The 21,838-nt window shown below is 37.6% G+C and carries 16 protein-coding genes, 1 tRNA gene, 1 rRNA gene and 4 pseudogenes; 7 read left to right on the top strand and 15 right to left on the bottom strand.

Going from position 1 to position 21,838, the window contains the following annotated elements; genetic code table 11:
• Window positions 1–366: 366 nt before the first annotated feature.
• Window positions 367–681 (top strand): helix-turn-helix domain-containing protein, encoded by a 315-nt coding sequence (locus tag E2I05_RS22990; protein ID WP_133309856.1) that lies wholly within the window; start codon window positions 367–369, stop codon window positions 679–681.
• Window positions 682–685: 4 nt separating this feature from the next.
• Window positions 686–1,300, top strand: a pseudogene (locus E2I05_RS08485) (IS630 family transposase); the annotation flags it as partial.
• Window positions 1,301–1,690: 390 nt separating this feature from the next.
• Here E2I05_RS08485 and E2I05_RS08480 read toward each other — a convergent pair.
• Window positions 1,691–2,971 (bottom strand): transposase, encoded by a 1,281-nt coding sequence (locus tag E2I05_RS08480; protein WP_121855312.1) that lies wholly within the window; start codon window positions 2,969–2,971, stop codon window positions 1,691–1,693.
• 136 nt (window positions 2,972–3,107) lie between these two features.
• Between E2I05_RS08480 and E2I05_RS08475 the strand changes: the two are divergent.
• Window positions 3,108–3,557: pseudogene (locus tag E2I05_RS08475) on the top strand (protein kinase domain-containing protein); the annotation flags it as partial.
• Window positions 3,558–3,560: 3 nt separating this feature from the next.
• Here E2I05_RS08475 and E2I05_RS08470 read toward each other — a convergent pair.
• On the bottom strand, window positions 3,561–3,746 hold the full coding sequence (locus tag E2I05_RS08470; protein ID WP_133309406.1) for a hypothetical protein: 186 nt from the start codon (window positions 3,744–3,746) through the stop codon (window positions 3,561–3,563).
• Window positions 3,747–3,801: 55 nt separating this feature from the next.
• The gene (locus tag E2I05_RS08465) at window positions 3,802–4,929 is read right to left on the bottom strand and encodes an IS4 family transposase (protein WP_133309407.1); all 1,128 of its coding nucleotides are present in this window, start codon (window positions 4,927–4,929) and stop codon (window positions 3,802–3,804) included.
• Between the two features lie 67 nt (window positions 4,930–4,996).
• Here E2I05_RS08465 and E2I05_RS08460 point away from each other — a divergent pair, with 67 nt between their 5' ends.
• Window positions 4,997–5,374, top strand: coding sequence for a hypothetical protein (locus E2I05_RS08460; RefSeq protein ID WP_121855075.1), 378 nt, complete (start codon window positions 4,997–4,999; stop codon window positions 5,372–5,374).
• A 100-nt stretch (window positions 5,375–5,474) separates the two neighbouring features.
• On the opposite strand, the gene E2I05_RS08455 is transcribed toward E2I05_RS08460, so the two are convergent.
• The 5 genes and pseudogenes from E2I05_RS08455 to E2I05_RS08435 form a co-directional block, all read right to left on the bottom strand.
• Window positions 5,475–6,437, bottom strand: coding sequence for a hypothetical protein (locus E2I05_RS08455; RefSeq protein ID WP_121855076.1), 963 nt, complete (start codon window positions 6,435–6,437; stop codon window positions 5,475–5,477).
• 332 nt (window positions 6,438–6,769) lie between these two features.
• Window positions 6,770–7,612 carry a death domain-containing protein gene (locus tag E2I05_RS08450; RefSeq protein ID WP_121855077.1) on the bottom strand — a complete coding sequence of 281 codons (843 nt, stop codon included), beginning with the start codon at window positions 7,610–7,612 and terminating at the stop codon, window positions 6,770–6,772.
• 1,002 nt (window positions 7,613–8,614) lie between these two features.
• A pseudogene (locus tag E2I05_RS08445) lies at window positions 8,615–9,966 on the bottom strand (IS3 family transposase); the annotation flags it as partial.
• 280 nt (window positions 9,967–10,246) lie between these two features.
• On the bottom strand, window positions 10,247–10,420 hold the full coding sequence (locus E2I05_RS08440) for a transposase (RefSeq protein ID WP_121855078.1): 174 nt from the start codon (window positions 10,418–10,420) through the stop codon (window positions 10,247–10,249).
• 292 nt (window positions 10,421–10,712) lie between these two features.
• Window positions 10,713–11,453, bottom strand: a complete 741-nt coding sequence (locus E2I05_RS08435; RefSeq protein ID WP_121855079.1) for a hypothetical protein — start codon at window positions 11,451–11,453, stop codon at window positions 10,713–10,715.
• Between the two features lie 775 nt (window positions 11,454–12,228).
• On the opposite strand from E2I05_RS08435, the gene E2I05_RS08430 reads away from it, so the two are divergent.
• Window positions 12,229–12,552, top strand: a complete 324-nt coding sequence (locus E2I05_RS08430; protein ID WP_133309570.1) for a transposase family protein — start codon at window positions 12,229–12,231, stop codon at window positions 12,550–12,552.
• On the opposite strand, the gene E2I05_RS08425 is transcribed toward E2I05_RS08430, so the two are convergent.
• Window positions 12,525–13,589, bottom strand: coding sequence for an IS701 family transposase (locus E2I05_RS08425; protein ID WP_133309569.1), 1,065 nt, complete (start codon window positions 13,587–13,589; stop codon window positions 12,525–12,527). The two genes, E2I05_RS08430 and E2I05_RS08425, sit on opposite strands and share 28 nt — an antisense overlap.
• A gap of 45 nt (window positions 13,590–13,634) precedes the next feature.
• Here E2I05_RS08425 and E2I05_RS08420 point away from each other — a divergent pair, with 45 nt between their 5' ends.
• Window positions 13,635–14,495 carry an ISAs1 family transposase gene (locus tag E2I05_RS08420; protein WP_133309568.1) on the top strand — a complete coding sequence of 287 codons (861 nt, stop codon included), beginning with the start codon at window positions 13,635–13,637 and terminating at the stop codon, window positions 14,493–14,495.
• 87 nt (window positions 14,496–14,582) lie between these two features.
• On the opposite strand, the gene E2I05_RS08415 is transcribed toward E2I05_RS08420, so the two are convergent.
• Complete coding sequence (locus tag E2I05_RS08415; protein WP_121855180.1) at window positions 14,583–16,439, bottom strand: hypothetical protein; 1,857 nt, start codon at window positions 16,437–16,439, stop codon at window positions 14,583–14,585.
• Between the two features lie 1,476 nt (window positions 16,440–17,915).
• On the opposite strand from E2I05_RS08415, the gene E2I05_RS08410 reads away from it, so the two are divergent.
• Complete coding sequence (locus E2I05_RS08410) at window positions 17,916–18,746, top strand: hypothetical protein (RefSeq protein ID WP_121855181.1); 831 nt, start codon at window positions 17,916–17,918, stop codon at window positions 18,744–18,746.
• 102 nt (window positions 18,747–18,848) lie between these two features.
• On the opposite strand, the gene E2I05_RS08405 is transcribed toward E2I05_RS08410, so the two are convergent.
• The 5 genes and pseudogenes from E2I05_RS08405 to rrf form a co-directional block, all read right to left on the bottom strand.
• A complete protein-coding gene (locus E2I05_RS08405; RefSeq protein WP_133309417.1) occupies window positions 18,849–19,994 on the bottom strand; it encodes an ISAs1 family transposase in 1,146 nt (381 codons plus the stop codon).
• A 43-nt stretch (window positions 19,995–20,037) separates the two neighbouring features.
• Window positions 20,038–20,817 (bottom strand): annotated as a pseudogene (locus tag E2I05_RS08400) (reverse transcriptase domain-containing protein).
• Window positions 20,818–21,063: 246 nt separating this feature from the next.
• Complete coding sequence (locus E2I05_RS08395; protein ID WP_133309567.1) at window positions 21,064–21,246, bottom strand: hypothetical protein; 183 nt, start codon at window positions 21,244–21,246, stop codon at window positions 21,064–21,066.
• Between the two features lie 167 nt (window positions 21,247–21,413).
• Window positions 21,414–21,490: transfer RNA gene (locus E2I05_RS08390), tRNA-Asp, on the bottom strand.
• A gap of 91 nt (window positions 21,491–21,581) precedes the next feature.
• A 5S ribosomal RNA gene (gene rrf / locus E2I05_RS08385) occupies window positions 21,582–21,697 on the bottom strand.
• Between the last annotated feature and the right edge of the window lie 141 nt (window positions 21,698–21,838).

Raw genomic sequence — 21,838 nt, 5'->3', positions numbered from 1 at the left:
TCAGCAAGAGCTAAAGGATCTCAGTACAAGGCGCAAGTTTGAAGTACTATCGGGATAATTCAAAAACTTGTAACGTAAGCAGTCGACTAAAAGTTTTTTATACCACAAAACTATTCAGAAAATTGAAGTTCCTCATAAAATTTTATTTTAAATCTTAGTACCCTAAATATAGTTTTATCTCATGTGCGAGAGTTATCATGAAAAGAGTCGTAGCACTTTCAGAATTTGAAATTGAAACATTGAAAGCAGCCATAGCACATCATCCCAAACATCGTAGTCGAACCAGAGCACACGCATTTCTGTTAAGTAATAAGAAGTTTTCAAATGAATCACCCCGCCCCAAGGGGCGAGGTATCTATTAGTTAGATAAAGACGTTAGTCCGCCGCAAGCGGCGAGGAATTTACCCTACTGAGATTAAACAGATAGCTGACATTTTCGAAGTTTGCGAAATTACAGTATCAAACTGGATTACCGCTTGGTACGAGCAAGGTGTCTCAAGTTTATTTGATGACAAACGTTCAGGTCGACCTAGTATTTACTCTCAAGAGGAAGCTTCACTCTTAAAATCATTTGTTGATGAAGAGCCTCATCAACTTAAAAGAGCGCAGTCTTTAATACAGAATTCAACAGGTAAAGAGTGCAGTCTAGGCACAGTAAAACGGACGATAAAAAAAATTTAACTACAGCCATAAACGCATGAGACATTCATTTAAAAAACAGCGAAATGAAGTCTATTTTGAAAGAGCCTACGATGAATTAGTGAGTTGTGTAGAAATGGAAAAGGAAGGGGTAATAGATCTTTATTATTTTGATGAATCTGGCTTTTCCCAGAAGTCGAACTTACCGTATGGTTGGAGTGAAAAAGGCGTTGCTATTGAATGCACTGCATATCAAAACAGCAAGAAACTAAACGTACTTGGCTTTTTGAGTAGGCAAGGTAAGGTTGTTTACCACGAAGTTGAGTGCACAGTGAATACAGACATCGTTATCGAAGCCTTTGAAAAGTTGGCAAAAGAGCTTTCAAGTAATAAGAAAACCATTGTTTATATTGATAATGCTCCAACTCACACATCGGAAAAATTCATAAACCATGCTTGGTTATGGGCAGGGCAATACAATTTAGAGGTTAGATACTTGCCATCGTATTCCCCCGAACTTAATGCCATCGAAATTCTATGGCGAAAAATCAAATACGAGTGGTTATCCATTAGTGCTTACGAAACTTACTCCAAACTCAAAAAAGCAGTCGAAACTATTTTGGATAATTATCATTCAAAATATGAGATAACTTTTAGTTAGGTACTTAGTAATGGAATCCTTTAGCCTTGCCCTTCGGGAGCTTGTATGTGTTCAAATCACTACGCAAAACTGTCTCAACGTAGCAATGTAATAATGACAGTTTTGTATGTCGGTAATAACTATGTCTTCATCAATTTCACTTGTACTTTGAACACATACATAGCTCTTAGCTGGAAATTTAATTACTGTAATTGGTATAATAGGTAATCGTATATATGGCTTTATCTAAAATTTGCTGCTTCTCACAACCAACAAGAAAGAGTCCAGAAAAAACAGAACTTACTGCACAACAATGTCTTCATGGTTTTGAAATGAGTGTTAATCACAAAAATGGTTTGTCTAATTTTTTTGATTTACAAGAAATTGGTCATGGCTTTTATGCATTCGTATCTACACAGGCTGACCAAAAAACGAACTGGCTAATTCTCTGTACATTTCAATTTCTTCTGTTGAATAATTATTGAGCATTTCCATGAGCTGTAAAAATACCCACAAGCCTGCTAATAATGCTGGATGGGTAACGGGCTTACTTCGTTTCGTCAGTCGACCACTGAGCTTTATCATAAACGTTTTTAGTTCTTTAGCACCAGACGACTCATCGTTGTAAAGTTTCCAAACTAAAACGCAAGCCATTGAACTGACTATTAATCTTCTAAAAATTCTGTCTGCTGTTTCTTGTTGCCAGTGTTCAAGTTGAAATCCATGACCTTTCAGTACCTTGAACCAAGACTCAATTGACCAACGCCAGTAATACCAATTTCCTAATGTAAGCGCGCTGACTTCTTTTACATTCGAGAGTAATAGCCATTGAGCGAGTTGTTCGCCTTTATCGTTACATAAGGTACTAACTACAAATCGAACGGTAGGTGCATTTTTAACTTCTCCCTCTGATTTTCTCTGTAAAATAACTTCTGCTTCACCGACAAATAAATAGGCATCTTTGCCTTTGAAATCGACAATACCATGTACATCGCTATCGATTCTGTTGGCTAGTTTTTCTAGTGAAATGAATTCTTCACCGTATTTAACAGTCGAATTTTTCTTCCCTCTCGTTAACCACTGAGTGCCCATTAGCTGTCGTAGGTGTTGCGCTGAATCAGCTTCTCTATCAACAATATGAACAAGTGTTTTATCTAATGGTAAATTATCTTGCCATTCAATACGTTCTACAAGTTGCTCAAGGTGGGGTTGAGTTTTTTGATATTCAAAATCTCGGCAGCGGTAAGTGCCTTTTTCGGTTTTTAAATCTAAACCCAGTGGTGCAATCGGTTGGCCAGTATCTGAGTCTAGCAATAGTGAGGCAAATAATTCATATCCTACATCTTTTTCGTGAGACATCTGGGTTTTATCTAATTTGCTGTCGTGCTTTAGATAATTGTTCCTGCACCAATCATGAGCGACTAATCCATACGATGAATGACTTGATGCTAATTCTTGTCTTGCTGATTGAAGCAAAGGCAAACTAAGTGCTGGAAAAGTGACATTATCATTTGAGAAAAATCGCCAAGCGCCTTGAGTGTTAGACCATGCACTTTCATGATGAGACAATGCTTTTACGCCTTGAGCAAGTTTAGGCGCGACATTAAGATGCTCTTTAATCAAAATTTGGTATCTTTCTTTAAGGCGAGATTCTAGTAGGCAAGATAAATTATTTTCAGCGAACAAGTCCATAGAATTTGTTTTTATTGGCAAAATTTGATTCTGTGATCACAGATCATTAGATCAGTTCCTTAAAAATAATGATCATTGCTCAAGTGGTTAAATATTGACCGTGCTGTGTAGATACTAATGCTTTTATGGGGTAGTTTTCAAAGCTAAATGCTCAATGAACGACTGTGATGTGGCAATAAAAGAATTAAAGTCTGAGAATAGATATGGAGATTTATCTGTTCATTGTAATGAAATAAATATTATTAGAACGTTACCTTCGAGTCCCAATATAATTAAATTCTTCGGGGTGATAACAGCTGGAGAGAGGGTGAATTATTTAGTTCTTGAGTTAGGTACTTGCAATTTAGATGATTTGTTTTATTCAAAACATCAATGCACTCTTCGAATGCAAACTGCCCATGTAAATAATGTATGTAAACAGCTATTGGAAATTTACTCGTATATGGAACAAATAAAGCTATATTATGGTGACTTTAAGTTAGAAAATTTATTGTATTTTTTTAGTACCGATAAAATAAAGTTAATAGATTTTGGTGTAGCTAAAACTGAAAAAGTACCCGGATATAAAGCAATGGCACTAACTTAAGAATTACTTCTGATATACCTTAAGCCTACGTGCTTGCTTTCTTGAATGTTGTAACCTTGGTGTCGGTTTCGGTCGCCTTTTCTTTGCTCTCGGTTCTTTTCTCCCCGGGCGATTGCCAACGATATGCTCGCCGATAATATCTGCTATCACATCCAATAAAGTGTCAATGATCCCTTCGGTGGCTTGCAAAAGTAATATCTGAAAATCTTGTAATGCGTCATGTGCGGCTTTAAAACTTGCCTCTCTAGGCGATATTCCTTTTTTTTTCTGCCGCTCGGCACATAAGTGCCCTTATCATGTTGTAAACTAACAAATGAACATCAATTTCCTTACGCACCATATCTGGACTACCACACCTTAAAATATCCATTTTCATCATGGTCTTGATTGACCTAAAATCCAACTCGATATGCCATCGTGAAACGTATAAATCAATAATATCTTGCTTCGGATAGACTTCTTTATCCGTGAGCGTGGTAACAATGATACGTTTCTTTGTTCCTACCATTCTGACGATAAGCTCTTCTGGCACTTGAGCGTAATCCTCTGGGGTCATCCATTCTGGACAGGATGGACGAATTAGCTTAAATAAACCATCTCGCTTACCCAGCTTTTCTTCACAGGTTCTGAAATCGACATTTCTGGCTCCGTTTTTTTCGAAAACAGCATCAACGCCTAACCCCATTAGTCCTACAAGAACAAAGTAGTTTTCGAAATTAGCATCTCCCAGCACAATGTCGCCTTGTTTCAAGTCTGACTGCATACTTCTTAATAGTGCCTGCTCGCCAGTACCTTTCCCTTTACAAGGTGAAACAGCCGAGTCAATGACTGCACCGCTTCCCAAAGAAATTAACACTAAAATCCGCAGCTGAGGAAAGCCCAGCCCTTCTTTTTGTGATTTAGGTTGAGGGAATTGGGCTTGGTTCTCGTGCGTATCAGGCATAGATAGTGTTGAGCCGTCAGTTAATAGCACTCTACGGCCATGCCATAAGTATTTCCCTTGAATCGCTTCATCTAAGTTTTTTCCTGATTTCTTCAATAGCGATTTAATTGACTCTGGAGATAACCGTTTTCTTGCTTTGCAGTAGGGACCTGTAATTGTGCTGTTTTTCTCTCGACCTATAGCAATTTGATCTCTAGCGTCACTGATTAGTGTGCAACGACAAGACTTGTTTTCACTGGCAACTTGCTTCATGAAAAGCGAAAGTGTGTGGCAGGCGGGATACTTGCGTACTCTTTGAGTATTATCTTTTTGAAAATCTTCTAAATCTTGCAGAGTGAGAATTGAAGAAAGTTCATCTTCTTCCGTTTGAGCAAAGCGACGTAACAATTCTGGGGCATCATTGAAGAATTGGCGAGTTGTAGTATTCATGGCGTGACACTAGAAAAACCTTAATCTGTATGATTTACTCTCTATTGTTCAATTAGTAAACCTTCAGATGAAGCTTAAGTTAGTGCCATTGGGATATAAAGAGCCTCTGCGAACTTTTTATCGATGCAGTGAGATCTTGAATGAGCTTCAACTGCACGCAAAATATGCAACTGGTGGAGAATGCACGTCAAAACATAAGGAAGCTCAAGATAAATTTTATGAGTTCAAATCTGAAAAGTTAGTGGATTTATTTCAAGTTGAATCTGTTTGGTTAGATAATTTATCACACTACTGTAAACAAATGATGACTTATTTTATAAAGTATAATGGCTCTACAGAAAGAAATTCTACAGCAGCAATTAATGAAGCTTCAGCTTTAATTAGTCACAGAGAGCTACTTCAGCCTCAAGATCTTATTTCCGACATTTTTAACCAGCCAGAATAATATTGATTAAATAATGGATATGTGACGTGGTCTAACGATTGACTTAATTAACCTGAGTTCGTGATACTGTAGAGAGTTTCTTATCCAGAGTTCAGGTTAATTACGCTCGAAACCCCTTGAATAGTTCTACTTTTAAGGGATGGTCAGCTATATAAGATGTAACCCTAAGGCTTTTAAGCGAGCCTTTATCTAATGCCTCAATACTTGCCTTGTCAGAAGAACCAGCTCTAACCATATCAACAATTGATTTAACAGCTATCATCAAAACAGGCTTATCTTTAGGCCAGTGTACAAGTGAATCAGTTATTCCACTTACCGGATTAACAACTAACAACAGATCGTGGGTATCTTTATATTTAGCAATTGCCGTAGAAGCATTCATTTGTTTAACAGGAAAAACACACTGGTTGAAATCCGAAGCCGCAGCTTTAGGACTAAGGCTTTCGAGTTTTTTTGAGGCTTTTGATTTATCTGTATCTGTCACAGCTTCAAATTGCTCTATAACCGCCTTGCAGTATGCTTGATTCCGTTCTATTACATCTCCTTTATTAATCCATGCAATACTAGCCCCATTATCTATTGCTGTGACATGTATTCGCCTAAAAAATAAATCCGTATCATTATGGATTGCCTTCGCCCACCAACCTAGTCCAGCACCTAACTCAAGAACTTTTAAACACTCAGTTTTTCGAAAGAAGAATTGTAACTTATCCTTTATTTGACGATCTATGCCAGAATAGTAAACAAACCTATATCCAAATTCCAAAAGATAATCACCAAGTATACTTAATCTTTTTGCACAGTGCTCATCGCCACCAACGGCAGTGATTTTATCTTTTTCACTTAAGGACAAAACTGGATTCACTACCGACCAATCAGCAAGCTTTTCTGGTATTTTCCTTTTAGAGAGTGAACCCATTTCAGATGCTAATTTTCGAAACTCAACAGCTTTTTTCTCGTCTGTCAGTTTTTTACTTACTTCCCAACAATCTAATTGTGTCTGCTCGAACTTTTCTTCAGGTATGTGGAAGTACCTTAAGTTAGGGTTTACTAATGGTGTCATAAACAAAGTACCTTAGGAAAGTTGCGGAAGAAAGTATACCGATGAGTTCTCGTCACTCCAGCGCTGGCTGGAGTCTAGTGCCTTTGCTTTTTTCTATAAAGCCACTGGATACCTGCCTTCGCTGGTATGACAAAGATTGGTACTTTCTAAATCGCTAGCTCCCTTACGATAAGTTTTTTCAAATATAGGACAAACAGATCCTAGTGCTATACAAGACACAACGTAGGGCGAATAACCGTAGCTGTGTAACCGAAATTGCAACACAGTAGAGTGCAAAAGATGGACAACAGAAAATGTAAGATAATTTATGGTCAAGCACTTAATATCTTTCATTATAACTTAACGCTTTTAAGTAGTTTTAACAGATTTTGCGCAAGCATATTTTCACCCTGATTTTCAGCGGCTGCGATGAGTTGATAAAAGGTTGGAGATTGTTCTCCACATTGCTCCCAAACACTTAATACTTGCGTCATCCTAGATACATCATTATGAAAAAGGATACTTGTTTCAACCTCTTTAATCTGAGCTGATTTTAGACCAAGCTCCATACCCAGAAATTGATATTTTTCCGACGCACATTCAAATAGTTCAATAATATTTATCATTGCGACATCTAGTGTCCTGATGTCTATTTGGGCAATATTTATTTCTTTAGCTTGATTGGTAAAAGGGGTGTTACTAGTACACTTTTTCAGCCTGAAATCACCCAGATCACTCGTTTTAAGATTGCATTTGTGACAAAACAAAACCGCTGTAAGTTCACGTGTTCCATTCAGTTCATGGAAAGTCATGACTATTGTTTTTTGTTGGTTTTGTTGTTGGTTTTGTTGTTGGTTTATTTGGTAGAAATCAATCACTATTTCCAAGTAATTTTGAGCCGTCTTAATAGTCGTCCTAATGGCAGGCGGAACTTTTTTATTGTCTGCCTCTTTTGAAAACACTTTTTTGTGTGAATCATTAGACGCAAAATTATGGCACTTATGATCAGTGAATTTGTAAAAGCGGTAGAGAGGTGAGTCGCAGTGAGTGCACTTAAATAAAACCTCAAACTTATGCCCTGTTCCACTATCAAAATATAGCTCCGTTTTAGTAGTAATCTCTATATCACCCAAACCTTTCAGGTATTCTACAAGGGAATTTGAGGGTTCGGTTTGCAGAACAGTTGATAACGCCACTTTTTATCTCCAGCAATTAGTACTAGAAAATAATATCGTTAATTTATGAGAATTTATCATTAATTCACATTAACCTTTATTCATTTTTAAATCACTCAGTTAGGAAAGTTGCGGAAAAAAGTATACCGATGAGTTCTCCTCACTCCAGCGCAGGCAGGAAACGAAGTAACGACAGTTTTGTATGTCGATAGTCTAGGGGATGTTTATCTTTCAGGATTAAATTTCGTGCTATTTGAGCGTTTATCTGTTCAAGGCGTGAGCCGTGATGCTTAGCCATCTAAGTGAGCTGGTCACAACACAGAGCAGTGAATGCTCAAAAGCATCGAAGATAGCGTAAATTGGTCATTTCTGCTGCGTTATCGTTTTCTTACTTGGAAACGAAGTAACGACAGTTTTGTATGTCGATAATAACCAAACCTCACAAACTCTGCCTTGCATAAAATAACCAATTTATCGCTGCAAAAACAATCACGAAAGATCAACAGACCCTAGTGCCTTTGCTTTTTTTTATAAAAGTCACTGGATACTAGCCTTCGCTGATATGACAAAGATTGGTATTTTCCAAAGCACTAGCTTCCTTAGACCACTACAATACAAAGATAGTCAGTTTATATACTTCGGTCTGTAGGCTAAAATTGTTCTGTTTTTTTCAGCAGGGTAAACGCGTGAATGTTTTTGAGCAAAAACGTAGGCACTATAGCCCGTAATTCCCTTGAAAACGGGAATCCAGTAACTTTGGGTATTCAAAGGCGCTAGTTTCCCACTTTCGTGGGAATGACGAAACTACTACATGGAGTTGTGCATATATCACTCACTTGTGCGGTTGCCCTAGTATTATCAGGAAACAGGTAGCAAAGGCGAACCAATCAAAAGGTTACATTTAACTTTAAGATTATTAACGAATTCAAATCAACTTAAGACTCAACCACCTATATTAACTAATACCAATTACAGTAATTAAATCGGCGGTTTTCAAGACACCTGTCACCGTTTGATTAAAACTTATGCTATATTTCTTCTAGATTTTTCCAAGTCTGTTTCCTTGTCAGGATTTAACATTACAGCACCGATTGGTTCACAGTTTCTAACCTCACCTGACCATCGAAGTGGATGTTTAGCTTTCTGCTCCTCTAACACTTTTTTGCGTTTCATTAGTACAACACTATCTTGAGATTTATGTCTCTCATGAGGCGTTACATGATTAAGCTGACTGTGTTTATGCTCATGGTTGTACCAAGTTACAAAATTCTCAACCCAGTCTTGCGTTTCTTCTAGGCTTTTAAACCCTTTGCTTTGCTTGGCCAGTCTGGCCTGTATTTTAATGTTCTAAACAGTGATTCTGAGTACGGATTGTCATTGCTCACACTTGGGCTACTTAATGATGGGGTTACACTAAGTTCATCAAGCTTAGCTTTCATCATATAGGATTTCATCGGGGCACCATTATCTGAGTGCAAAACCAGCGGTGTATTAAAACATTGCTCTTTCAACATGCAACGCTGAATGAGTTCCGCAGCTTTTGTGCCGCACTCTTGTTCATGGACTTCATAACCTACGATTTTTCGGCTATAAATGTCCTCAAACATATACAGATAATAGAACTTGCCTTTGGTAATACTTGGGCAATACGTAATATCCCAAGACTACACTTGATTTGGCTTAGAAGCCTTGTAGCTCTTAGGTTTACTCCGATTTTGTGGTGCTCGTGTTCGTCCTCTTCGATTCAGTTGGCCATGTTGCTTTAGTATTCGATAAAAGCTCGACTCTGAAGCAATATAAACACCTTTATCCAGCAACGAAGGTACGATTTGCGATGGCGGTAAGCTGGCATACTCACTCTGGTTGCAAACTTCTAATACTTGTTGTCGCTCATTCTGTTAACTTGTTTTTAGGCTCAGTGCGCTTGGCTGTTGGTCGAAAGTCAGCTTGAACTTCACCGTTTTTAGACCATCTTCGATAGGTTCTTTTACTCAGTGGAACTTCGTTACAAGCATTATCGAGTCTTGCGCCAGCCTTACAAGCTTCTTGTATTAACTCAATGAGTTTCTGCCTTAAAGACAGTGGAACTAATTCTCCTCGTTCTCTTCCTCCCACAAGGCATTGAGCTTTTTTCTGAGCACCAGTAAAGCCGTCGTTTCCGCTAACGCCATCTCCTTTCTTCTTAAATCCGCTTTAAGAAATTTTATCTCAACTTTATCCTGTTTAGCTTGCTTCTTAGCTTCTTTTTTTTGAGCTTCCGTTGACAGGAAGCCACTAAGACAATCTTGCTTCCATTGCTTAATTTGCTCTTTAAATAAGCCTTTCTCTCTGCAATATTGATTGAGTTGGGATTCTGTCATTGCTGCTGTTTCAACCTAAAACATCAGTTGAACGCTGAGTATACGAGTAACTGTTTGAGCAATACGATGATTTTATTATCATATTTTTCATCCAATGAGTGAAATGCTCTACGCTCACAAGCTTGCTAAAATGACTGCTATCTGCGTTGTAACTTTTGCAAGTAGAATAACTACTTGCTGCAAGCTACGCCTTCTTACTATCAGCCATTTTTTCTACGCTTGAGAACGCAGTCAACTGATGTTTCTAGGTTCAATGATTACGGCTAATTTGGCTTCTGCTGATCAATTCTCTGACTCAGGCTTTCCTGTCACTACTTTTTGCTTTGCTTTGCTTTGCTTTGCTGCGCCAACTATACAAGGTTTGAAGTGGAATACCTTCTTCTTTTGATATTTGAGGTACGGTCATATTGCGAGGGGGAAGCATTTTATTAAGAACGGCTTCTTTTCTTTCTTCTGAATAACTTGTCATTTAGCTGCCTTTTCGCCCCTTAATTATTGGTTAAATCTTAGGGGTGACAGCTATTCTGACAGAGGGGGGAAAGAACTAAATGGACATATTACCTTTACATGTTCCTAACTTTTTAAAACAACGGAACTTTCTCCTTATATCTTCACATTATTTAGGCTGAGCCCCCTTTCGTCTTGTATAGCACTAAACCTGAACATAATTATCAAAGACCTTATCGACAGGTACTTATTCAATGTTCTTCGAACGTATATGTCAGAGCACATAACGCCAAATTCTGCTAACTGCGCCTACTTCACAGCGGCTGAAATTGGCGTTGTTTGAGAATGAATCGAGAACTACGCTCTCTAAACTCTAAAATATTTTTTTGGGGAAATTGGATATTTGTCAAATACACTAACTTAGCTAAATCAGTGATAATTAGAGAGCCGTTATAACTCCATATAAAGTCTTTAATATCGGTTAGTGTTATATTAAAATTTAACTGCCAAAAATCAAAACAAAGTTCGGCAAGTAACTCAGCTGCACGATCTTTTGTCAATAAGCCTTGATTAATTGAAAGATCTAATGTTAGTCCATCGATAAAATCATAAAATACAATTATATATTCTTTACCTCCAACACCGTATTGAATAACTTCACGTACATTAATTGTATATTTGGAATGCAAAATCTTATCTGCAAGAGATTCACTTGTATAATTCACCCTAGCAAAATCGAATACATCCCTATGTATTTTAACAGTAAAGCAATTCAACCTTTCTTTATGCTTAAACCTAAAAACTATGGCATCACATTCTTCTTTCGACTTCTTTAACAATTTAATATCATAGTCTTTCATACTCGACAATTGACTCATAAGTTCAACATCATTTACTATGTCCACTCTCCCATTTAAACATTTTTTTTCAAAACCTAGTTTAAATTCTACCAAATCTAAATGTGAGTCAATTTGTTTTTGTGATTCACGCAGGTGTCTTAAATCTGGTGTGTGATATCCAAAGGGTTGTGATAAGCCATTACAAAATACAGACATACTTACCTTGATTTAATTATAAACCGCTTGATTTTGAATTAGAGTATGTCAATTAACTAGTTCTAATTATTATAAAATATAACAGAACTCTGTTACGGAAAGCCACTACGTACGTTTCGCAAAGCTATGCGATATATTGCTCTCTAGTTAAGGCGTTTGATGCAACATGATTGATCAAAATACACATTAGGAAAGTTGCGGAAGAAAGTATACCGATGAGTTATCGCCACTCCAGCACGGCTGGAAACGAAGTAACTACAGTTTTGTATGTCGGTAGTCTAGTGTCTTTGCTTTTTTCTATAAAAGTCACTGGATACCAGCCTTATGTGGGTTCCCTTCGCTGGTATGACAAAGATTGGTACTTTCTAAATCGCTAGATCACTTAGAAGAATTACTAGGGTCTGTTGATCTTTCAGGATTAAATTTTGTGCTATTTGAGCATTTATCTGTTCAAGGCGTGAGCAGTGATGCTTAGCCATCTAAGTGATCTGGTCACAACACAGAACAGTGAGTGCTCAAAAGCATCGAAGACAGCGTAAATTGGTCATTTCTGCTGCGTTATCGTTTTCTTATTTGGAAACGAAGTAACGACAGTTTTGTATGTCGGTAATAACCAAACCTCACAAACTCTGCCTTGCATAAAATAACCAATTTATCGCTGCAAAAACAATCACGAAAGATCAACAGACCCCAGGGCGGGATCGCGCTTTAGGTCTTGAAAAAAATAATTAAAGAAATTTTGAACTTTCCTCTATAACGATGATCAGATCGACAAATGAATACTGATTTGAGCCTGATTATGGACGTAATGAAAGAGATTGAGCAAATTGAAGACCATCGTGTAGAAGCCAATAAAGAGTATGATTTAGCGGATATTATTTTTCTTACTATTGCCGCAGTGCTTTGCGGTGCGACAGGGTGGAAAGCCATCAACATTTTTGGGGAAGCTCAATTAGATTGGTTAAGACAATACCGTCCATTTAGTAACGGTATCCCGACAAGACATTCAATTGGAAGAATAATTAGAGGTGTTAAAGCCGAAAGTATGATGTCTTGCTTTATTAACTCATGTTACGCACTAACAGCTTTTAGAGTTTGAAGTTCTGTAAAGGCTGTTTTTAATGCTTTTATATACAGTTTCGCCCTCAGTTGAAATTTATTCATTTTCAGTTTTAAAGCTAAGGTTTCAAGCCTAAATGCACTATAAATTGATAAAAATTGATGATTACTTTGTGTTTTAACTGTATGTGCTGGAGAACGGGTAATTGCCGCATTTGACTTCAGGTTTTTATGGAAGAGTTCAACGTTCCATCGTTTTTGATAGACCGCTTGGATGAACTCATCATCACAACTTAAATCACTGCATAACAAGTAAAGCTCGCCTGTACTTCCATCTTTGTTTTTAAAGACTTTCTTGGATAACTGTAACTCAAAATCTACCCCAGATATCCAAACTTTGACAGACTGCCCTTCTTGAAACTCAAGTGTATCAACCCGTTGTGATTTCTTATGCTTCTTATCATCTTCACTCAAAGAAACAAGACGATTAGATTTGCACGCCATGATAAAATCCTTGTGGCATTTGTGTTTGATAAACACCATATTTTCATTTGAACAGAACCAACTGTCTGCTAGAACATATTTGAATTTAAGTTGGTTTTGGTAACTAATTTGTAAAAGCTCTCTAAAATCTTCATTCTTAGTTGTTTCAGACATTCTGCGAACTTTCTTAGTTTTCAGATCACAATAGGGAATTGGCTTAGTGATCAACTTATAAGATACTGGAATTGATACACCTTGGGAGTAGTAAAGACAATTAAGAAGGTTAATCCCTTTAACGGTTCGATTTTTTGTGTGGTCGTAGTGGTAAGCGATCAAGTCGCTTTCGTCCGTATAAGGCTTTTCTTCAATCGTATCATCGAAAATAAGAACGGCATCATCTTCTTCGACCTGTCTTACAGTGGATTTAACCATTCCCCAAAGAGTTTTACTGGTGAACTCGTTAGTAGAAAGGAGTCTTGTTACCTGATCATGACTGTAAGCACCATCTAGTAAGTCTGACATCCCTGTTGCTGTTACTTGTCCAAAGCTAGATAGTTGGTAATCGCTATACAGCTCTAGTAATTCATCGTTCATAGCTTGATTATGCCACTAATTTTTAGGCGGTGCGTAACATGAGTTATTAACTTTTCCAACACATTACGGGAACGAGATGGTAAAGAGCATATCAGCTTTGATGGTAAAGTGGCTTGTGGTTCTAAGCACGGGGATAACGTAGCAGCGCTTCAACTAATGACGGCAATGGTTGTGGATAATGGACTGATAATACGTCAAAAAGAAACGTCGACTAAAACGAACGAAATCCCTGTAATGCAATCCATGCTAAAACACATGGACATTGAAAATGCAGTTATTACCGCTGACGCCATGCACTGCCAGAAAGAAACTACAGCCTTAATACGTGAGGGAAAAGGTGATTACGTTCTTCAAGTGAAAAAGAATCAAGGTAAATTACTTGCTGAAATTGAAGCTTATTTTCATAAGTGCTATAGAGATACACCAGAGCTTTTAAAAAAGAATCACTTTACAGAATTAGACGGTGAGCACGGACGAATTAATGAAAGACATTATCGCCTTTTGCCAATTACAAATTGGTTTGACGAAACAGCTAAATTTGTAGGCAGTCATGCCGTTGTTGAAGTCACTCGAATGCGAGAGCTGAAGAATAAATCAAGTCAAGAAACGTCTTACTACATAACTTCGTTAGCCAGTGATGTGAAAGATATCGCTAAATATATACGGAAGCATTGGGCAATTGAAAATAGTCAGCATTGGGTTCTCGATGTCACTTTTAAAGAGGATGCCTGTAAAATTTATGCTGATGATGGTGCAAAAAATTTGGCTACAATCAGAAGAAAGATTTTGAACTTAGTTAAAAGTCACTCTTCAAAAGACAGTGTTGCTGGCAAGATGCAGAGAGCCTGCTGGGATGCAAAATTTAGGGCTGAGATTTTGTTTGGTGAATATTTCATCAAAGCATAATCCCGCCCTGGCCTTAACTGAAGTTGAAGGGATTAAACTTTGAATGAATGTTAAAGTAGATGGCGCGGGTAATTGATATGGAACAATCTATGAGCGGAAATTTAATGGTGGTGTCATAAGTGAAGGTGTTGGCACACTATCGTGAGTAACCCCTTTCCTAATTTGCTCTATGCAGTACGCTTTAAGATCATTTGCTATGCCATTTTGGTTCATCGACTTAAATGCATTCAGCAGTGTACGTAAAGAGCGGGTGGTACGAATGGCATTATCCATCCCCTGTAACCAGAAATCCTTTATTAAAATAGCATGGTGTGATTCAATGCGGGATATTCTTGATTGCGATATTCCTAAATACAGGCACAGTTCCATATAGCTTGCTACCGTCAGTTTATTAATAAAACGGTAAACTATCCCCCCATACACAAAGTCACCTTTTGATATATTTTTATCAAGCATTTTATCCAATTTTTGTTGCTCTGCGTGACTTAGAGGCATATCAGGCACCATAGATGAGCAGCTTTCATTAAACTGGGGTAGGCTCAATTCGACTTCTTCTAAACCTTGTTCCGCAGGGTAAGTTTTTGCAATTTCCTCTGCTAATCCCCAGTGTCCATTTTGACATAAGGCTTGTGATAACACGTTGTAACAAGGATACTTTGAGTATTGCAAAACACCATCAGTAGCGTCAATCCATCTAATTACCATGTAATCTCGATTTTTATTCAATTTATCGATTGTGGAAAAGCTAACCCCAAGGGCAATTAACAGCTCGCTCAAATCTCCGATTGGAAGTCTCATTAAGATTTTGGAAACACTAGCAAAATCGTTCCTAGTAAGACGCGTGTTTGACGCTTTGGGTACTAAACGTTGTGGAAGTTTAGGAGGTACTTCCCTAAGCTCAAGCTTTTCCTCTAAATTATGTGCAATAAAATTTTCATCTACTTTATTGAGTTGCTCGATTAACCTTCTCCATGTAGGGAGGCCAGAAAGAGTCATAACTTCATCGTTTTTGGATAACCAACGTTGAACTACTTGACATAGAAGCTGATTATTATCAGCTTGGGATGAGTTTAATACACTTAAATTTATACCTAAACCAACCCCTAGATAAGATATGTTTTCAGGGAGGATTTCTTTTAGTCTTTCGACAATTAGGGGAAGCTCTTTTATAGTAAGCTCGTAATCCAACGGAGAAACGTTAGGAAGTATCTCACCCCGCTCAAGCTTTTCTTGTAAATTATGTCCGAGAGTTTCTTCCCCTATTAGATTGAGTTGTTTGACTAACGTTTTCCATGTAGGGGTTTCCAAAGAGCCCATACCCGCATCGGATTTGGATAACCAACGTTCAACAACGAAGTTAAGAAAATTAGCACCCTCTGATAATTCATTTAATTTTAATACCTCAGAGTCTAAACCTAACTCAATACCGAGATCAATAATGTTAGAAAATTTAATACATTTTAAACTACCAACAACTAGGGGTAAGTCTTCTATAGTAAGTTCGCAATCCAACGGAGAAAAGTTAGGAGGTATCTCCCCCCGTTCAAGCTTTTCTTGTAAATTATGCCCGAGCGTTTCTTCCTCTATTTCATTGAGTTGTTCGACTAAAATTCTCCATGTAGGGGGGCCCAAAGGTTCCACAACTGCATCGGATTCGGATAGCCAGTGTTTAACAACGACGTTAAGAAATTTAGCATCACCTTTTGGGTCATTTAATCCTAATACCGCCACATCTAAACCTAAACCAACCCCGAGAAAATAAATGTTAGAAAATCTGATACCTTTTAGACTGTCAACAACTAGGGGGAAGTCTTTTATAGTAAGCTCGCAATCCAACGGAGAAAATAAACCATTATCGCTAACGTCAATTCGTTTAGTAGGTTCAACCTCAAGATTTGTATATGAATTAAATCCTAAGCTTGCTCCAGAAATTGGTGTTGTCATACACATCTCCAAATGTACTCAAATCTTTTCATTTTTTAATGAAGCTCTAATAATACCAATTACAGTAATTAACTTCCCACTCAGCAAGAGCTAAAAGATTTCAGTACAAGGCGCAAGTTTGAAGTACTATATACCCTAACGGCCGCCATACAAAACTGGCATTCAACGCACTTAGTGCTTTTGTCGGGATAATTAAAAAACTTGTAACGTGTAATGGAATCCTTTAGCCAGCCTTGCCCTTCGAGATTATATGTGTTCAAATTACTACGCAAAATTGTCTCAACGTAGCAATGTAATAACGACAGTTTTGTATGTCGGTCATAACTATGTCTTCATCAATTTCACTTGTACTTTGAACACATACATAGCTCTGAGCTGGGAATTTAATTACTGTAATTGGTATAACAACTTCTCTTGCCAACGATCTCTATTTATGCAGTTTAAAATGTAATCGGGTAAATTCCTTTTTCAATAATACATTGCAATATAACCATAACACTCTGAACAAAACTTGAATAAAATTAGTGTATTGATAAACCTTAAAAAATTTTAGTTGGTTATTTGTTCGCAACTTTATTTATTAGTTTGTTATATTCAGGGAAAACGCACGAGTGAGTGAAATATACACAACCCCATGTGGTAGTTTCGTCATTCCCACTAAAGCGGGTAATGAAATAACGACAGTTTTGTATGTCGGTCACCTAGCGCCTTATAGTTGAATGCCCAAAGTCACTGGATTCCCGTTTTTACTGGAATAACTGGCTATAATGTCTACGTTTTTTGCTTGGGGAACACTCATGCGTTTACCCTGTATATTCCTTTTTAAACAGTAAATATGGATATAAACCAAAGCCGGAAATAAGTACCTATGCAAATGTAATCGAATAATTCTAGCTTGATATATTTGCACAATAGCAAGGCGCAGCGATGGGCGCATAGCCACTCTATGTAACCTGAGCTGGAACGTAGTAGTGTGCTGAGATAGCGAGTCAGAATGTGTGGTTTCATTTGCATAGGTACTTAAAAGCCAACGTTACAAAAGAAAGCTAAAGGTTCGTTAGCATATGTTGCGGTGTAAGATTTAATTCACCTTTAATATTTGAATGAAGTTCCAAAAGCCACAATATATAAAACTCGGTAGGTTTTAAAAGACTTTTCTTTTAATTTAGTTGAGTCAATTTCGACAGGGTCAGCTTCTTTAACCTTTATAAGCTTATAAACTATTTCATAATTTCAGGAAACACATTCTTATCGAACTTTCGTTCAATATCTAGTAATTCTTCTAATGTGTATTTTGAAAAATAAGGTTGAATCAAACACCTTATACATACTAGAGAGTAATATAACGCATAGCTTTGAGAAACGCACATAGTGGCTTTCCGTAACAACATTTTATTATATTTTATAACAATTAGAGCTAGTTGATTGACATGCAGTAATTCACAATAAAAAGTTTATCATTAAATAAAGGTCTGTATGTCTACATTTTGTAATGGTTTATATAAAGCCTTTGAATATCACACACCAGATTTAAGACATCTGCGTGAATCACAAAAACAAATTGACTCACATTTAGATTTGGTAGAATTTAAACTAGATTTTGAAAAAAAATGTTTAAATGGGAGAGTGGACTTAGTAAATAACATTGAACTTCTGAGTCAATTGTCGAGTATGAAAGATTATGATATTAAATTGTTAAAGAAGTCAAAAGGAACATACGATGCCATAGTTTTTAGATTTAAGCATAAAGAAAGGTTTAACTGCTTTACTGTTAAAATACATAGGGATGAATATAATTTTGCTAGAAAAAATTATACAAATGCACATCTTGCTGATAAAATTTTGCATTCCAAATATACAATTAATGTGCGTGAAGTTATTCAATACGGTTTTGGAGGTAAAGAATATATAATTGTATTTTATGATTTTGTCGATGGATTAACATTAGATCTTTCAATTAATCAAGGCTTATTGACAAAAGATCGTGCAGCTGACTTACTTGCCGAACTTTGTTTTAATCTTAATCAGTTAGATTTTGATGTATTACTTTGCGATATTAAAGACTTTATGTTGAGTTATAACGGCTCTCTAATTATGACTGATTTTTCTAAGTTAAGGTATGAAGAAGATATCCGATTTTCCAAAAAAGGTATTTTAGAATTTAGAGAGAGTTGTGAGCAATTTATTCTCGAAAAAATTGTGGTAGAGCGACCCATTACTGAATCGACCCCACACAGACCCGAAAGTGCGAAATTACCGCATCCGGCTCTTCAGTCATATATTCGTTTGTGTAAAACACGACCTTAGTATCAATCAACAAGAACCAATCACTTGCTGACTTTGATACTCTCAACTTTAAAATACTTTACTATCTTTCATTCAATATCTAGGGTCTGTTGCAGGGCGGGATTATGCTTTGATGAAATATTCACCAAACAAAATCTCAGCCCTAAATTTTGCATCCCAGCAGGCTCTCTGCATCTTGCCAGCAACACTGTCTTTTGAAGAGTGACTTTTAACTAAGTTCAAAATCTTTCTTCTGATTGTAGCCAAATTTTTTGCACCATCATCAGCATAAATTTTACAGGCATCCTCTTTAAAAGTGACATCGAGAACCCAATGCTGACTATTTTCAATTGCCCAATGCTTCCGTATATATTTAGCGATATCTTTCACATCACTGGCTAACGAAGTTATGTAGTAAGACGTTTCTTGACTTGATTTATTCTTCAGCTCTCGCATTCGAGTGACTTCAACAACGGCATGACTGCCTACAAATTTAGCTGTTTCGTCAAACCAATTTGTAATTGGCAAAAGGCGATAATGTCTTTCATTAATTCGTCCGTGCTCACCGTCTAATTCTGTAAAGTGATTCTTTTTTAAAAGCTCTGGTGTATCTCTATAGCACTTATGAAAATAAGCTTCAATTTCAGCAAGTAATTTACCTTGATTCTTTTTCACTTGAAGAACGTAATCACCTTTTCCCTCACGTATTAAGGCTGTAGTTTCTTTCTGGCAGTGCATGGCGTCAGCGGTAATAACTGCATTTTCAATGTCCATGTGTTTTAGCATGGATTGCATTACAGGGATTTCGTTCGTTTTAGTCGACGTTTCTTTTTGACGTATTATCAGTCCATTATCCACAACCATTGCCGTCATTAGTTGAAGCGCTGCTACGTTATCCCCGTGCTTAGAACCACAAGCCACTTTACCATCAAAGCTGATATGCTCTTTACCATCTCGTTCCCGTAATGTGTTGGAAAAGTTAATAAAGCAAGACATCATACTTTCGGCTTTAACACCTCTAATTATTCTTCCAATTGAATGTCTTGTCGGGATACCGTTACTAAATGGACGGTATTGTCTTAACCAATCTAATTGAGCTTCCCCAAAAATGTTGATGGCTTTCCACCCTGTCGCACCGCAAAGCACTGCGGCAATAGTAAGAAAAATAATATCCGCTAAATCATACTCTTTATTGGCTTCTACACGATGGTCTTCAATTTGCTCAATCTCTTTCATTACGTCCATAATCAGGCTCAAATCAGTATTCATTTGTCGATCTGATCATCGTTATAGAGGAAAGTTCAAAATTTCTTTAATTATTTTTTTCAAGACCTAAAGCGCGATCCCGCCCTGCTTGCTTCAGTGCATTATCTGCACCTTTGCGACTGCGACATAATATCAGGATATCATCTGCGTATCTGACCAATCGATGATTTCTACGTTTCATCTCTTGGTCAAAGGCATCAAGGTAGATATTCGCTATCAGTAGACTGATAACGCCACCTTGTGGACTTCCTGCTACTGTTGCTTGCTAGTTGCCTCCTACGATAACACCGCTTTCAAGGAACTGTTTTATCAACCTTAAGATACTGCCATCTTTTACCCTTCTGCTTATGCTCGTTAAGATTAGCTCTTGGTCGAGTAAGTCAAAGCATTTGGATAAATCCATATCCACCACATGTTTTAAGTCATATTGACGGATAAACATCGTGGCTTTGTTTATGGCATCATGGCCGCTTCTGTGTGGTCGATATCCATAGCTTGATGGATGGAACTGCTCTTCAAATATCGGACTTAGTATATCGTTTAGGCATTGTTGTACGATTCGGTCTCGAACTGTTGGTGTCCCAAGCTTTCTCACTCCACCATCATCTTTCGGGATTTCTACCCGTTTGACGGCTGAAGGTCGGTATTGCTTGGTCTTGAGTTCGATAAGAAGTTTATCAAGTTCGTTACTCAGATTTGAGGCGAATTGCTCTAAGCTCTGCTCATCAATTCCAGCAGTGCCTTTGGCTCTCCACACTTTCTTAAATCCGTTGTACAGTGCTTCTTTGTTAAGTAAGCGACCATACAAGCTGTAATAAACTCTCATTGACCTCTCTGTGTGCGTTGTTTGGGTTCAGTGTCTTGTTTTCATCAGTTGGTGTATTTCACTCAGCCTCAAAGCCTTCTAGCCCTTGGCAATTTACTTTGATATGACTGAATTACTCCCGTATACGGCTTCGGTCTCCAGAGTCATTATTCCTAATGCCTCCAGTCGGAAATGCCTCATTCATCTTTTTGTGATTTTCTGTATCTGTGAAAAAAAATCCTGTCCATCACAAACTTAAATTAAGCTTCAACCCTTCGCCAACATCAAGGCTTTTGGCTTTTGGCTTTTGGCTTTTGGCTTTTGGCTTTTGGCTTTTGGCTGTTGAGGCCGCCAATAAACTACGTCATTGGTCAATCCAGTTTTGCCCTCCACACCATTACTGGCTTTCATCGGCTGGATTTTACTCACTACTACGGGCTCATCGGCCACCTCGCACCAACTTCTACCTTGAGTTTCCTCTTGTATAAAAGCTTCTTGCCACTCGGATTATCTTCCCCCTTAGTCTGGGTGATACAGGCTTCTTTCTGCCTTCGGGTTTGCCAGCTTCGCTGGGCAAACAAAAAAGCCTCGTCATTTCTGACGAGGCTTTGTTGTGTTGGCGGAACGGACGAGACTCGAACTCGCGACCCCCGGCGTGACAGGCCGGTATTCTAACCAACTGAACTACCGCTCCAACTCTTTCACTTTATTTGCTTTGCAAATAAAATTAATCTTTTACTTCACTCTGTCACCAGTGAAATTTACTTTATTAAAAGTGATTTGGCGCCTGGAAATGACCTACTCTCACATGGGGAAACCCCACACTACCATCGGCGATACTGCGTTTCACTTCTGAGTTCGGAATGGATTCAGGTGGTGCCACAGCTCTATTGTCTCCAGACAAATTCTGTTTGCTTGTTCTTTTCTTTATTTACCGCTCTTTTAGCCGTAAATTAATAATTTGGTTAGCTGATACTTGTTTTTACAAGAAATTATCTCAAAGTTCTTACTTTATTAAGCGCTTATATATTCACTAAGGTTG

The organism is Parashewanella spongiae (genome assembly GCF_004358345.1).
In the GTDB taxonomy this organism is placed as follows: Bacteria; Pseudomonadota; Gammaproteobacteria; order Enterobacterales; family Shewanellaceae; genus Parashewanella; species Parashewanella spongiae.
The sequence above is the reverse complement of the archived record's forward strand: the minus strand, read 5'-3'. Positions and strand labels throughout refer to the sequence as shown.

What these genes read in the sequence shown, in the direction of transcription:
- E2I05_RS08480 (WP_121855312.1), bottom strand. Translation starts at nt 2,971, where the DNA reads ATGGACTTGTTCGCTGAAAATAATTTATCTTGCCTACTAGAATCTCGC.
- E2I05_RS08465 (WP_133309407.1), bottom strand. Translation starts at nt 4,929, where the DNA reads ATGAATACTACAACTCGCCAATTCTTCAATGATGCCCCAGAATTGTTA.
- E2I05_RS08460 (WP_121855075.1), top strand. Translation starts at nt 4,997, where the DNA reads ATGAAGCTTAAGTTAGTGCCATTGGGATATAAAGAGCCTCTGCGAACT.
- E2I05_RS08455 (WP_121855076.1), bottom strand. Translation starts at nt 6,437, where the DNA reads ATGACACCATTAGTAAACCCTAACTTAAGGTACTTCCACATACCTGAA.
- E2I05_RS08440 (WP_121855078.1), bottom strand. Translation starts at nt 10,420, where the DNA reads ATGACAAGTTATTCAGAAGAAAGAAAAGAAGCCGTTCTTAATAAAATG.
- E2I05_RS08435 (WP_121855079.1), bottom strand. Translation starts at nt 11,453, where the DNA reads ATGTCTGTATTTTGTAATGGCTTATCACAACCCTTTGGATATCACACA.
- E2I05_RS08430 (WP_133309570.1), top strand. Translation starts at nt 12,229, where the DNA reads ATGAATACTGATTTGAGCCTGATTATGGACGTAATGAAAGAGATTGAG.
- E2I05_RS08425 (WP_133309569.1), bottom strand. Translation starts at nt 13,589, where the DNA reads ATGAACGATGAATTACTAGAGCTGTATAGCGATTACCAACTATCTAGC.
- E2I05_RS08415 (WP_121855180.1), bottom strand. Translation starts at nt 16,439, where the DNA reads ATGACAACACCAATTTCTGGAGCAAGCTTAGGATTTAATTCATATACA.
- E2I05_RS08410 (WP_121855181.1), top strand. Translation starts at nt 17,916, where the DNA reads ATGTCTACATTTTGTAATGGTTTATATAAAGCCTTTGAATATCACACA.
- E2I05_RS08405 (WP_133309417.1), bottom strand. Translation starts at nt 19,994, where the DNA reads ATGAATACTGATTTGAGCCTGATTATGGACGTAATGAAAGAGATTGAG.